Origin of the sequence: Streptomyces actinomycinicus, from assembly GCF_016741775.1 — a bacterium.
GTDB lineage: Bacteria > Actinomycetota > Actinomycetes > Streptomycetales > Streptomycetaceae > Streptomyces > Streptomyces actinomycinicus.
The window spans coordinates 239,061-252,480 of sequence record NZ_JAERRK010000009.1 but is presented as its reverse complement, the minus strand read 5'-3'; the positions used below and the strand labels follow the sequence as shown (position 1 = coordinate 252,480).

Genomic DNA, 13,420 nt, shown 5'->3' with positions numbered 1-13,420 from the left:
GGCCCAATCGAGGCACCTTCTCCTGGCCCATTCGACGGGGCCCGCGGCGCGGTCATGGGGCGGTGTCCAGCACCGCGATCTCCGTGCCGCGCAGCCGCTCCGGCTCCGCCACGACCTCGATCCGGGTGATGCGGGCGTCCGCACCGAAGGTGAAGACCAGGAACAGGCGCAGGCGTCCGTACGGGGCCATGACCAGACCGAACCTCCCGTCCAGCAGGGCCGGGCCGGTGAACCGGGCTCGGGCCGTCGCCGCCATGGCGCCCCGGGCGACGGTCTCGGCGCCCCGGACGGTGACCGGTGCGGGCGCGGGCACCGCGAGCGCGTCGGCGTGCAGCACCACGTCCGGGTCGAGCAGTGCGACCAGGGCCGTGAAGTCACCGCCGCGGGTCGCGGCCAGGAACGCCTCGACGGCCCGCCGGCGGCGGCCCGCGTCGGCGGCGGGGGCGGCCGGCCGGCCCTGGACCCGGCGCCGGGCGCGGCTGGCCAGTTGCCGGGTGGCGGCGGGGGTCTTCTCGATCAGCGGGGCGATCTCGTCGAAGGGCACCGCGAACAGGTCGTGCAGGACGAAGGCGACCCGCTCGGCCGGGCCCAGGGTGTCGAGGACGACCAGCAGCGCGACGCCGACCTCGTCGGCCAGCAGTGCCTCCCGGGCGGGGTCGCCGGATTCGGCGGCGGCTTCCGCGCCGGGCCCGGATGGCGTCTCGTGGGCGTCGAGGAACTCCTCACGCCGGTTGCGGCGGGCCCGCAGGAGGTTCAGGCAGACCCGGGTCACCACGGTGGTCAGCCAGCCGGTGAGGTTCTCGACGGCGCCGATGTCGGCCTGCCGCGCGCGCAGCCAGGCCTCCTGGAGGGCGTCGTCGGCCTCGGCGGCCGAACCGAGCAGCCGGTACGCCACGGCGGTCAAGTGCGCCCGGTCCGCCGCGAACCGCGCAACCAGCCGCTCCCCCGCGTCCCCTGCGGCCCCGGGCGCCACCGGCCCCCGCGAGTCCGCCGCGACGCCGGGCTCCGCCGGCCGCCGCCCCGGCTCCCCTGCGGCCCCGGGCGTGACCGGCCGCTCCCCGGCGTCCCCTGCAAGGTCTTCCACCGTGTCCCCCGTCTGTTCCGTGCGCGCTTGCGTCCGGTCCTGGTGCGTGCTTCTCTTCCCGGCCCTCGTGAACGCCGGTCCCCGTCGTGCGGTCAGCCGCCCTGCCGTGCGGCCCCGCCGGCCAGGAGGAGCAGTTCGCCGACCGGCAGGGAACCGGCCGTCCTGCGCTCCCGCGCGAACCGGTTCGCCAGGCGCTGCAGCAGCTCGTTCAGCGGGGTGGGGACGCCGTGCAGCCGGCCGAGCAGGACGATCTCGCCGTTGAGGTAGTCCGCCTCGATGGTGCCGGTGCCCCGGGCGAGGGACTGCCAGGAGGAGCCGCCACCGCGCGGGGCCCCCTCCAGCGGGACCAGGGTGACCTTGTCGCCGCGTGCCGCGCGCTGCTCATCGGGGCTCACGTGCGGGATCCCGGCCGCCCGGAGCACGGCCTCCCCTTCGGCCCGTACGCGCGCGAACAGGTCCTGCGCCTCCTCGCTCGCGACCGGCCCGCCGACCGCTTCGAGGGCGTTGCCGAGGTTCCCGAGCAGCTTGGCGTACTGCCAGCGGGCGACGTCGGCCACGACCGGCGCCTCGAAGTGCGCCTCGGTCAGGTCGGCGGCGATGCGGCGGGCGGTGTCGTCGGCGCCGTCCGGGAGCCGTCCGAGGTGCAGGATCCCGGTGAGCGGGGTCCCGGCCGCCGAGACGACGCCGGGTTCCACGAACGTCGACGGCAGCCAGACGCAGACACCGTATGCGTGCCGGAAGCGGCGCAGCGCCAGCCGTCCGCTCTCCACGCCGTTCTGCAGGCAGACGAGCGGAAGCCGTTCGGACGCCGTGCCGCCGCCGGCGACCGGCACGTCGGCCCAGGTGTCCAGGGCGGCCACGGTGTCCTGCGTCTTCACGGCGAGGACGAGCACGTCGTCGGCGCGCAGCTCACCGAGCGGGCCCGGTCCGTCCACGGCGGGCAGCCGGTACGTCGACTCGCCCTGCGGGACCCGCAGTCGCAGCCCGTGCTCACGCAGGGCCGCCAGGTGCCGGCCGCGGGCCACGAGGACGACCTCGCGCCCTGCCTGGGCCAGCCTCCCGCCGACGGTGCCGCCGACCGCGCCCGCCCCGATGATGATGTAGCGCATGGGCAGAGCCTCGCACACCGCTCCTCGGCGCTCGCGGGTCACCCCGGCCTTCGGGGGTGCGGCCGACGGCCGACGGCTCCCCCCGAGAGAGGACCGGAATCGCCCTGTCACTGTGGGACGTTGACGGCTCGTCACCGCGGCCTGCCCGTCCCCCGAGTGCCGGGACGGTGCCCCGTGACGGTGTCCCGGAACAGTGTCCCGGAACGCCGGGCGCCGCCGGCTGCCGCTGTGGTGCGCGGACCGTCACGCTCCCGGAGCGGTCAGCTCGGCCAGCTTGAGCACGGTGTTCCAGTTCCGGCTCGTGGCGACGAGTCCCCTGGTGATCCGGGGCCGGGCCAGCGCCTCGGCGAGCTTGGAACGGCCCAGGCCGTCCGGTGCGTACAGGTACAGGCAGCGGTCGCCGAGCCGGAACTCCTCCGGAAGGTGGGCGTCCTGGTCGATCTCCGCGAACCGGTCCGGGGTGACGGGTGCGGAGAAGTAGGTGACGTGCAGTTGCCTGGGCTCGAGGTCTGCGGCGGGGAACGGACAGGCCTCGGCGACCGACTTCAGGTAGGCGTGATCGCGCACGAGCACGTCGACGGAGAAGCCGAAGTCCTCCTCGATCGCCCGGGCCAGCTCGGCCGCCAGGGTCTCCTCGTCGCCGTGGGCGGCGGCAAAGACGGCCTGGCCGCTCTGGAGATGGGTGCGGACACCGGTGTGGCCGAGGCCGGCCATGAGGGTGCGCAGTTCGGCCATGGGGAGCTTCCTGCTGCCGCCGACGTTGATTCCGCGCAGCAGCGCCGCATAGATGGTCATCCGGCCACCCTAGAGCGGCCGTCGTGCCCCGTGGGGGCGGGCACGACGGCCGCGCCCGCACCGGGGCGGGCTGCGCGAAACTCTGGCCGATGGGCGGGGGCGGGATCAACCTCTACACGCACCTGTGACTTGTTCAACAAGGTTTCGTAATCACAAAGCGGATCTCTGTCGGTCGGAACGGACACCGGCGGCCCTCGCCGTCCCCGGCTCCCGTCCCCGCTCCCGCCCCTGTCCTCTCCGTCGGCCGCGAGGGGACCGCGCGCACCCCCACCCCCGAGACGCACCCCCGAGAACCAGCAATAGATGTAAGGGGTCACCGTCCTCCTCAGCGGTGATCCGCGCTCCGCGGACTTCACCGGCCAGCACGAGGAGACGTCTTCGCCGCACGCCTACCGTCGAACACGAGCAAGCACGGACGTGGCGGCAGGGGGCCGTCACCGCATACGAGGGGGCAGGCCCGTCATGGGGAACACAGAGGTGCGGGTGCGAGGGCTGGCGGCCAGCGCCGGCGGCTGGAGCGCCCGGCACCGCTGGGCGGCCGTCGGCATATGGGTGTTGTTCGTCGTCCTGGCGATGGGGCTCGGCTCGGCGGCGGGCCGGGTCGACGTGGACGAGAGCGACCAGCTGAAGGGCGAGACGCACACCGCCGCCAAGATCATCGACGATGCCGGGATCGAGGAACCCGCCTCGGAGACCGTCCTGATCCAGGCCAAGGGCGGCGCGCTGAAGGCCACCAGCGGTGAGTTCCGCGCCGCCGTCGCCGACGTCGTGAAGGCCGTCGAGGGCACCGGCAAGGTCACGGGCGTGACCTCGCCGTACGACACGCACACCGTGTCCCGGGACGGCCGCAGCGCGCTGGTCCAGTTCGACCTGCGCGGGGACGCGGAGACCGCCGCCGACCGGATCGAGCCGGTACTGGAGGCCGTCGCCGGGGTGCAGAAGGGCCACGGCTCGCTGCGGATCGAGGAGATCGGCGGCGCCAGCATGCAGAAGCAGTACAAGGACGCCTTCGGGGACGACTTCAAGAAGGCCGAGTACTCGGCGGTGCCGGTGGCCCTCGGCATTCTGCTGATCGCGTTCGGCGCGCTGGTGGCCGCGCTGCTGCCGGTGGCCCTGGCGGTCACCGCGATCATGGCGACGATGGGCCTGATGGGCCTGGTCAGTCACCTCCAGCCGATGAGCGACACCGCCAACTCCGTGATGCTGCTGGTCGGTATGGCCGTCGGCGTGGACTACTGCCTGTTCTACCTGCGCCGCGAGCGCGAGGAGCGGGAGGCCGGCCGGGACGCCGGCACCGCCCTCAGGATCGCCGCCGCGACCAGTGGCCGCGCGGTCATCGTCTCCGGTGTCACGGTGTGCGTGGCGATGGCGGGCATGCTGTTCACCGGGCTCGCCGAGTTCGAGGCGATGGGCCTGGCCTCGCTGATGGTCGTGGCCGTCGCCATGGTCGGTTCGGTGACCGTGCTCCCCGCGCTGCTGTCGCTGCTCGGCGAGCGGGTCGAGAAGGGCCGCATCCCGTTCCTGGGCCGCCGGCGCCGCCGGCACGGCACGGACAGCCGGCGCGGCACGGACGACGGCAGCCGCTTCTGGACCGCGGTGCTGCGGGGCGTGCTGGCCAAGCCGCTGCTCTCGGTCGTCGTCGCGGCCGGAGCACTGCTCGCGGTGGCCGCGCCCGCGGTCGGCATGAAGACGCAACAGCTCACCCTGGACCAGGAGTTCGGCGACTCGCTGCCCATGGTGCAGACGTACAACCGCATCAACGACGCCTTCCCGGGCGGCAGCGAGCCGGCCCAGGTCGTGGTCAAGGCCAAGGACATCAACGCCCCCGAAGTACGCCGGGCGCTGGCGGACTTCAAGAAGCAGGCGATCTCCTCGGGCGCCTCGCGCGGCCCGGTGGACATCAAGCTGCACGACGCGCAGAACCTGGCCCTGGTCTCGGTGCCGCTGGTCGGCGGCTCGGACCTGGACAAGGCCACGCAGAGCCTGGAGAAACTGCGCGACGAGGTGCGGCCCGCCACGCTCGGCAAGGTCGACGGCGTACAGGCCCCGGTCACCGGGCAGGTCGCGGGCAACCACGACTTCAACGACCAGTTGATGGGCTCGGTCGTCCCGGTCTTCGTCTTCGTGGTCGTCTTCGCCTTCCTGCTGATGCTGCTGTCGTTCCGCTCGCTGACCGTCGCGGTCACGTCGATCGTGCTCAACCTGCTGTCGGTGGCCGCCGCCTACGGCATCCTCGTCGCCGTCTTCCAGCACGGCTGGGGCGCCTCGCTGGTGGGCGCCGAGGGCGTCGGCGCGATCGTGACCTGGCTGCCGCTGTTCCTGTTCGTGATCCTGTTCGGGCTCTCCATGGACTACCACGTCTTCGTGGTCTCCCGGATCCGCGAGGCCCGGATGCGCGGCCGGTCGACGAAGGACGCGATCCGGCACGGCGTGGTCACCACGGCCGGGGTCGTCACCAGCGCCGCGGTCATCATGGTCGCCGTGTTCGCGATCTTCGGCACGCTGTCCATGCAGTCCATGAAGCAGATGGGCGTGGGCCTGGCCGCGGCCGTGCTCATCGACGCCACGATCATCCGCGGGGTGCTGCTGCCGGCGGTGATGGCCCTGCTCGGCGAGCGCAACTGGTACCTGCCGAAGTGGCTGCACCGGCTGCCGGACCTCACCCACGACGAGACGCCGGACGCGGTCGCGGCGCCGGTGCGCGACCGCGAGCGGCTGACCGTCTGATCCCGCCCCCTGTCGCAGGGCCCGTCGGTTCCGGGGGAACCGACGGGCCCTGTCCGTGCCGTCGCGGTCCGGGCGGGGTGCGCCGGTCGCCCTACGCGGCCCGGCCCGGCGGCACGGCACACCCCGGACGGCCGCTCACCGCTGCCGGTCCCGGCCGGCGCTGCCGGGCAGTTCGGCCTCGATGAGGTCGGCCGCCCGCCGGGTGCCGCCCTCCTGGGCCGTCTCCGTCTGGATCCGCTTGAGCCGGCGCGCCACCCCGGGGTCGTCCACCAGCGCGAGGGCGGCCTCGCGGAGGCGGTCGGCGGTGGCCTCCTCGGCGGGCACGTGCCGGGCGACACCGAGGCCCTGGAGCATGCCGGCGTTGCCGAACTGGTCCACGGCCTGCGGTACGGCGATCATCGGCGTCGCGGTGACCAGCCCCTCCTGGCTGCCGCCCGCGCCGGCGTGGGTGACGAACAGGTCGGCCTTCCGCAGGACCGCCAGCTGCGGGACCCAGCCGTGCACTTCGACGTTGTCCGGCACGTCGCCCAGCTCGGCGCGGGTCACGTGCCGGCCGATCTGCAGGACGACGTGCCAGCCAGGGAGGTCCCCGAAGGCGCGCACGCACTCCCGGTAGAAGGCGGGCTGTTTGGTGAAGGCCGAGCCGAGGGACACCAGCACGACCTTCTCCGCGCCGGCGGGCCGCTGCCAGTCGCCCTGGTCGGCGCGGTCTCCCTGGCAGGCGCCGACGAAGGTGTGGACGCGTTCGTCGACCCGGTCGGCATGCGGCTGGAGGGCTTTGGGGATGAGCACGAGGGAACGGTCCGGGCGGCCGACGAAGGGGTCCGGGTGCCGGGTGATCCCGTTCTCGGCCAGCCAGGCCTCGAACCGGGCGTAGTAGGCCCGTCCGCGTGCGGTCCGCCTCGGCTCCTCCCACATCGGCTCGGCGACCTCTTCCTCGTAGCCCTCCCAGGCCACCAGGTTCGGGGAGAGGGAGATCGCCGGGACTCCCCAGCGGTGGGCGAGGACCCGGGCCGGGTACGAGGCGATGTCGTGCAGGACGAGGTCGGGTGTGTCGTCGCCGTAGGCCGCGACGAGCTGGGGCAGCGCCTGGATCGCGTCCTCCAGGAACGGCTCGACGTTGTCGAGCGGGGTGTCCCCCCATGCGTCCGGGCCGGCGTCGGGCCCCGGCAGAGTGGAGGTGTAGGGCACGGGCCGGGCCCCGGTGGCGGCCACCTTGTCGGCGAAGTCCGGCGGGACGGCGTAGGTGACCCGGTGGCCGCGGGCGACGAGTTCACGGATCACCTCCAGGCTGGGGTTCACATGGCCGTGCGCGGCGATGGAGAACATGGCGATGTGAGCGGGTGCGGTCACTGGAGTCATGCCCCAGAGGCTAGACGAGACGATACGTATCGTCTATTTGATTTCCCGTGCCCGCTCCCGTGCCTGTGCCTTCTTGTGCCGTCCCCGGACCGGACTCCTCAGCGCTGGTAGCGGGCCAGCACCAGATTGCCGTCGTCCTCGAGGCGGCTGCGCAGCTCGGCGAGGCCGATCGCGCCGCTGTAGTACTCCTGGTAGGCCGGGGTGGCCACCTTGTCCTTCCACTCGGGGTAGCCGCGCACGGACTGTGCGGGCGCCGGGCGGAGCCGGGCCGCGAGGGCGGTGCCGGTGGCCCAGCCGTACTTCGTGGTGTGCAGCGCCGGATCCTTCAGGGCCCGGGTGCCGGTGGGCAGCATCCAGTCACCGAGGGCGAGACGGACCATGTTCCGCGGCCGCAGCAGGAAGTCGATGAACGCGACGGCTTCCTTCTTGTGCGGGCAGTCGGCGGAGACGGACAGGGTCTGCGGGCTGACGCCCTGGATGAGCCCCGCGGCACCGGCCGGGGCGGGGAGCACCTCCCAGTGGAAGCCCTCGGGAGCCTGCTGCACGATCTGCTGGCGGTAGGAGAAGCCCAGCGGGACCATCGCGTACCGGCCGGCGAAGAAGCCGGGCAGGGTGTCCGCGCCGCCGCTGCCGAGTGTCGAGGCGGGGGCACTGTGGTCGACGGCGACCTGGTCGTGGAGGGTACGGGGCACGACCGCGTCCCCGTCGGTGAAGCGTACGACCGTCTTGCCGTCCGCGTCCCGGTGGAAGAGCCGCCCGCCCGCCGACAGGGACAGGTTGAGCGTGGCGGAGACGGGTTCCTTCAGCGGCCACGCCACGCCGTACCTGCCGGGCCCGCTGAGCCGCCTGGCGACCTGCCGGAACTCCTCCCAGCTCCAGGGGTGTCCGGGCGTCGGAATGCGCACCTTCGCCGCGCGCAGCCGGTCCGAGTTCGCGATCAGCACCCGGGGCTCCTGGAGGAACGGCACCCCGTAGACGCCGGTCCCGAAGGTGGCCGTGCCCCAGCTGCTCGACGGTATGTCCGACTTCAGCCTGCCGGGCAGCAGGCCCCTCAGGTCGGCGAGGTATCCGCCGTACGCGAAGTCGGCCAGGTCGTCGGAGGCGTCGTGGACGACGTCCGGCGCCTCACCGCCCTCGAAGGAGGTGAGGAGCTGGTCGTGCACACTGTCCCAGCTTCCCTGGACGTACTCGACCTTGACGTCCGTGTGGGTCGCGTTCCACTCCTCGACCAGCTCCCTGTTGGCGGCGACGGACTCCTGCTGCCAGGCCAGGGACTGGAAGCGCAGGGTGACCGGCCCGCCCTCGCGGTGCCCCGGTGCCGAGCAGCCGGCCAGGAGCAGCAGCACCGCGAGCACCTTGAGAAGGGTCCGCATCAGCTCTTCACCGCCCCGGCGAGCAGGCCGCCCGTGATCCGCCGCTGGAGGAGCGCGAAGACGGCCACGGAGGGCAGCGTGGCGAGGAACGCGGCCGCGGCCAGCGGTCCGAGATCGGCCACGCCCTCCGCGCCGATGAAGTGGGTGAGGACGACGGGGAGGGTCTGCTTCCCCGGGCTCTTGAGCAGCACCAGCGCGAAGAAGAACTCGTTCCACGCGGTGACGAACGCGAACAGGGCCGTCGCCGCGATTCCGGGCGCGAGCAGCGGTGCCGTCACGGACACCAGGGTCCTCACCCGCCCGGCCCCGTCGACGGCCGCCGCCTCCTCCAGTTCGGCCGGCACCGCCCGCACATGACCGGTGAGCATCCACAGCGCGAACGGCAGTGCCCACACCACGTACACCAGCACCAGTCCGGTCAGGGAGTCGATCAGTCGCAGGCCCTTCAGCACCAGGAACAGCGGGATGATCACCAGTACGAAGGGAAACGCCTGGCTGACCACCACCCAGCCGGTCGCCGCCCGGGCCAGCCGGGTGCGCTGCCGGGCCATGACGTAGGCCGTCGGGGTGGCGATCACCACGGCGACGACGGCGGTCGCGACGGCCACCAGCAGGGAGTTGAGGGCGGCGTGTGCCAGTGGCTGCTCGTCGAAGGCCTGCCGGACATTGGCCAGGGTGGGGTGACGGGGGATCCACGCCGGGTGCAGGCTGCCCAGCTCGCGCGGGGACTTCAGCGCCGTGGACAGCAGCCACAGCAGCGGGAAGGCCAGGAAGACCAGATACGCGAGCAGGGCTGCGTACTGGCCGGCGCGGGCCGCGCGTCGGGGCCTCATGTCGCGTCACCGCCCCGCAGCCGGCCGGCCAGGAACACCGCGAGCAGGACGGAGACCACCGCGACGAGCACACAGCCCATCGCCGCCGCGTAGCCGAACTGGCCGTAGCGGAAGGCCTCTTCGTAGGCGAACAGCATCGGCAGCCGGGTCTTTCCGCCGGGGCCGCCGCTGGTGAGCACGTAGACCAGGGCGAAGGAGTTGAGGTTCCAGATGAGGTTGAGCGCGGTGACGGCGAGGGCCACCGGTCTGAGCGCGGGCCAGGTGACCGCGCGGAAGCGGCGCCAGGCCCCCGCGCCGTCGACCGCGGCCGCCTCGTGGAGTTCGCGCGGGACGTTCTGCAGGCCGGCGAGCAGGGCCACCGTCGTCTGCGGCAGGCCCGCCCAGACGCCGACGACGATCACCGCGGGCAGTGCGGTGGCCAGGCCGCTCAGCCAGTCCCTGCCGTCACCGAGACCGAGGTCGCGCAGGGTCTCGTTGAGGACGCCGGCGTCCGGGTTGTAGACGAGCCGCCACATGATGCCGACGACGACCTCGGGCATCGCCCACGGCACGATCGCCAGGGCCCGGGCCAGGCCGCGCAGCCGCAGGTCCTGGTCGAGCAGGAGGGCCAGGCCGAGTGCCAGCAGGAACTGGGGCACGGTCACACCGACCGCCCAGACCAGTCCGATCCGGAACGACTCCCAGAAGAGGGTGTCGTGCAGCAGGTCCTGGAAGTTGAGGGCGCCGATCCAGCGGGTGGTGCCCGTCCGGCCGGACTGGGCGTCGGTGAAGGCCAGCAGGATGCCGTAGAGCAGCGGGCCGGCGCTGATCAGGAGGATCGGGACGAGCGCGGGCAGCACCAGGAACCAGGCACCGTGCCCGGCGGTCCGGGCACCGGCGGGCCGCCGCGCCGCCGTCGCGGACGCCTCCGCCCCGGCAACTGAGGTCACGGAATCAGCCCCTTCGCCGCTCCGGTTGGCGTGTTCATGGTCGTAAAGGCCCGGTGGCTCGTCAAGGGAGCGTGCACGGCGGCCGACCTGTGCGAATGCGAGACTGGCCGGACACCGCCCGCGCCCGGCACGCGCGGTGGGCCCACGGACAGCACCGGAAGACGGCACGGAGGCACGACGATGGACGAGGCACGCGCGCGGGAGGTACTGGCCGCGGCGGGAGTGCTGCCGGGCCCGGCCCGGGACGCCCGGCTCCTGGCTCTCGGTGAGAACGCGGTGTTCGCCGCCGGTGACCTGGTGGTGAAGGTGGGCCGCGACGCCGAGTTGCTGGCGCGGGCCGAACGCGAACTGGCCGTCGCCGGCTGGCTGGCCGGGGCGGGCGTCCCGGCGGTGCGGGCCGCCGAGCCGAAGCCGCTGCTGGTGGACGGCCACCCGGTGACCGTGTGGCACCGGCTGCCCGAACCCGTACGGCCGGCCGAGGCCCGGGACCTGGCCGGACTGCTGCGAGCCGTGCATGCGCTCCCCGCTCCCCCCTTCGCGTTGCCGCCCCGCGATCTGCTGGGCGGTGTGGAGCGCTGGCTGCGGCTCGCGGGCGATGCGATCGACCCCGGGGACGCGGCCTTTCTGCGTGAGCGCCGCGACGGCTTCGCGGCACAGGCGGCGGCACTGACCCCGCATCTGACGCCGGGTCCGGTCCACGGCGACGCGCTGCCCCGCAATGTGCATGTCGGGCCGGACGGGGCGGTCCTGGTCGACCTGGAGACCTTCGCCTCGGACCTGCGCGAGCACGACCTGGTGGTCCTGGCCCTCTCCCTGGACCGGTACGGGCTGCCCGGCGAGGCGTACCGCTCCTTCACGGAGGCGTACGGCTGGGACGTGCGGGAGTGGGCGGGCTGCGCGGTGCTGCGGGGCGCCCGGGAGACGGCGAGCTGTGCGTGGGTGGCCCAGCACGCGCCGAGCAACCCGAAGGCACTGGCCGAGTTCCGGCGGCGGGTGGCCTCGCTGCGGGACGGGGACGACAGCGTGCGCTGGTACCCGTTCTGACGGACGGCGCGCCCGGCGCCGGCCCGGGCACCTACACGGGCTGAGTCTCGGTCAGGCCCCGGAGCGGCCACGTGCCGTCCACCACGGCTTCCGCATCGCCCTTGCGCCGCAGGAAGGCCTGGAAGTCCGCCGCCCAGTCCGCGTACCACTCGATCTGCCGCCGGTGCAGTTCCGCGGGGCCCAGGGACGCGATCTTCGGGTGGCGGTCGGCTATCGCGGACGCGAGCCGTGCCGCGGCCAGGGCGTCGGCCGAGGCGTCGTGGGCGGCGTCGAGGACTATGCCGTACTCGGCGCAGACCGCCTCCAGGTTCCGCTTGCCGCGGCGGTAGCGGTCGACCCGGCGGTCGATCGTGTAAGGGTCGATGACCGGGCCGCAGGGGGCGCCGCCCAGCCGGTCGGCCAGGGACGGCAGGCCGTGGCGGCGCAGCTCGGCGGAGAGCAGGGTGAGGTCGAAGGCCGCGTTGTAGGCGACGACGGGAACGCCCGTCGTCCAGTAGGAGACCAGGACGTCGGCGATGGCGTCGGCCACCTGGTCGGCCGGGCGGCCCTCCGCGGCCGCGCGTTCGTTGCTGATGCCGTGCACCGCCACGGCGTCGGCCGGGATCTCCACGCCGGGATCGGCCAGCCACTCCCGGTGTCCCATGGGCTCACCGGCCCTGACCTCGATCACGGCACCCGTGACGATGCGCGCCTCGTGCGGATCGGTCCCGGTGGTCTCCAGGTCGAAGCCGATCAGCAGCTCCCGGTGCCAGCCCATGGGCGGCCCCCCTTCTTGGTGGTGCTTTCCCCCAGTGGGCTCCACCTTCGCACGCGGCACTGACAATCCGAGGGCCACCTTCCGCTTCCGCGCGGGAACGGCTCAGGACACCGGACGCGAATCCGCCCAGGTCAGCTCGAATTCCTCGCGGTATGTAGGGAAAAGCCCGGATTCGCCCACTTCGTCCGCCTTGACCAGCCGGCTGCCGTTGCGCAGCACCAGGACCGGCGACTCCATCCCCCGCGCCCCGCGCAGATAGGACTGCACCACGGCGACACCGTCGGCGCCGTCGCCGTCCACGAGGTAGGCGGTGAAGCGGGGCGTCTCGTCGTACACCTGGATCTCGAAGGCACCCGGGTCGCGCAGCCGGGACCGCACCCGGCGCATGTGCAGGATGTTCATCTCGACCGAGCGGCCCAGTTCGCCCCGCTTCATCCCGAGTTCGCGCTCGCGGCGCTTGACCGAGCTGGAGGCCGGGTTGAGGAAGAGCAGCCGTACCCGGCAGCCGGACTCGGCGAGCCGGACCAGGCGCCGCCCGGAGAAGTTCTGCACCAGCAGGTTGAGACCGATGCCGATGGCGTCGAGGCGGCGGGCACCGCCGAAGATGTCCTCGGCCGGGAACTGGCGCAGCAGCCGCACCCGGTCGGAGTGGACGGCGACGACGTCGGCGTACCGGTCGCCGACCAGGTCCTCCACGGCGTCGGCGGGCAGCCTGCGCGCGGAGGGCACGTCACCGCCCGCGCCCAGCATCTCCAGCAGCCGGGCCGAGGCCCGCTCGGCCTGGCCGAGGACCGCCTCGGACAGGGCCCGGTTGCGGGAGACGACGTTGCGGGTGACCTCCAGCTCGTCCAGGGCGAGTTCGAGGTCCCGGCGCTCGTCGAAGTACGGTTCGAAGCACGGCCAGTGCTGCACCATCAGCTCGCGCAGCTGGGGCAGGGTGAGGAAGCTGAGCACGTTGTCGTCGGCCGGGTCGAGCAAGTAGCCCTTGCGGCGGCTCACTTCGCGCACCGCGACCGCGCGCTGCACCCACTCCTGCCCGGCCGGCCCGGCCGCGGCCACCACCCACTCGTCGCCGTGCACGGGTTCGTAGATGGGGCGCAGCACGGCGGCCACGACCGCGCGCAGCCGTTGTTCGACGAGGTTCAGCCAGATGTAGGCCCGGCCGGCCCGCTGGGCGCGGGTGCGCACCTCACGCCAGGCGTCGGCGTCCCAGTCCAGCTCCGGCCCGATGGAACCCGCGTCCATCGGCCGGGCCAGGGACACCGCGCCGGGCGGGACGTCTGTGGAGTTCCCCTCGTGACCCTCGTCACCAGGAGGTAGCTCCAGCCCTCCCGAGCCCACCCGTGCACCGCCTTCCACCGCCGGGCCTTCCCCGTCTCAACGATCAAGGAAGGGTACTCCGCAAGC

11 protein-coding genes are annotated in these 13,420 nt (G+C 73.3%); 2 read left to right on the top strand and 9 right to left on the bottom strand.

Going from position 1 to position 13,420, the window contains the following annotated elements; genetic code table 11:
* Positions 1-52 precede the first annotated feature (52 nt).
* The 3 genes from JK359_RS20360 to JK359_RS20350 form a co-directional block, all read right to left on the bottom strand.
* A complete protein-coding gene (locus JK359_RS20360; RefSeq protein WP_236678142.1) occupies positions 53-904 on the bottom strand; it encodes a sigma-70 family RNA polymerase sigma factor in 852 nt (283 codons plus the stop codon).
* Between the two features lie 272 nt (positions 905-1,176).
* On the bottom strand, positions 1,177-2,193 hold the full coding sequence (locus JK359_RS20355; protein ID WP_201837549.1) for a ketopantoate reductase family protein: 1,017 nt from the start codon (positions 2,191-2,193) through the stop codon (positions 1,177-1,179).
* 243 nt (positions 2,194-2,436) lie between these two features.
* Positions 2,437-2,988, bottom strand: a complete 552-nt coding sequence (locus tag JK359_RS20350; RefSeq protein ID WP_201837547.1) for a DUF1697 domain-containing protein — start codon at positions 2,986-2,988, stop codon at positions 2,437-2,439.
* A 462-nt stretch (positions 2,989-3,450) separates the two neighbouring features.
* Between JK359_RS20350 and JK359_RS20345 the strand changes: the two genes are divergently transcribed.
* Complete coding sequence (locus JK359_RS20345) at positions 3,451-5,715, top strand: MMPL family transporter (RefSeq protein WP_201837545.1); 2,265 nt, start codon at positions 3,451-3,453, stop codon at positions 5,713-5,715.
* Between the two features lie 135 nt (positions 5,716-5,850).
* Here the strand turns inward: JK359_RS20345 and mgt are convergent, their stop codons facing one another.
* The 4 genes from mgt to JK359_RS20325 form a co-directional block, all read right to left on the bottom strand.
* Positions 5,851-7,077 carry a macrolide-inactivating glycosyltransferase gene (mgt, locus tag JK359_RS20340; protein ID WP_201837543.1) on the bottom strand — a complete coding sequence of 409 codons (1,227 nt, stop codon included), beginning with the start codon at positions 7,075-7,077 and terminating at the stop codon, positions 5,851-5,853.
* Between the two features lie 98 nt (positions 7,078-7,175).
* On the bottom strand, positions 7,176-8,450 hold the full coding sequence (locus tag JK359_RS20335; RefSeq protein ID WP_201837541.1) for an ABC transporter substrate-binding protein: 1,275 nt from the start codon (positions 8,448-8,450) through the stop codon (positions 7,176-7,178).
* Positions 8,450-9,283: a carbohydrate ABC transporter permease gene (locus JK359_RS20330; RefSeq protein WP_201837539.1), complete on the bottom strand. Its 834-nt coding sequence runs from the start codon at positions 9,281-9,283 to the stop codon at positions 8,450-8,452. Before JK359_RS20330 ends, JK359_RS20335 begins: the two co-directional genes overlap by 1 nt.
* Entirely contained in the window at positions 9,280-10,212 is a 933-nt protein-coding gene (locus JK359_RS20325; protein WP_201837537.1) for a carbohydrate ABC transporter permease, read from the bottom strand. The genes JK359_RS20330 and JK359_RS20325 overlap by 4 nt, the downstream gene beginning before the upstream one ends.
* 180 nt (positions 10,213-10,392) lie before the next feature.
* On the opposite strand from JK359_RS20325, the gene JK359_RS20320 reads away from it, so the two are divergent.
* The gene (locus tag JK359_RS20320; protein ID WP_201837535.1) at positions 10,393-11,256 is read left to right on the top strand and encodes a phosphotransferase enzyme family protein; all 864 of its coding nucleotides are present in this window, start codon (positions 10,393-10,395) and stop codon (positions 11,254-11,256) included.
* 31 nt (positions 11,257-11,287) lie between these two features.
* On the opposite strand, the gene JK359_RS20315 is transcribed toward JK359_RS20320, so the two are convergent.
* Together JK359_RS20315 and JK359_RS20310 are read right to left on the bottom strand one after the other, a co-directional pair.
* Positions 11,288-12,013, bottom strand: a complete 726-nt coding sequence (locus tag JK359_RS20315) for a 3'-5' exonuclease (RefSeq protein WP_201837533.1) — start codon at positions 12,011-12,013, stop codon at positions 11,288-11,290.
* Positions 12,014-12,115: 102 nt separating this feature from the next.
* The gene (locus tag JK359_RS20310) at positions 12,116-13,354 is read right to left on the bottom strand and encodes a DUF5919 domain-containing protein (protein ID WP_201837531.1); all 1,239 of its coding nucleotides are present in this window, start codon (positions 13,352-13,354) and stop codon (positions 12,116-12,118) included.
* Positions 13,355-13,420: the final 66 nt, after the last annotated feature.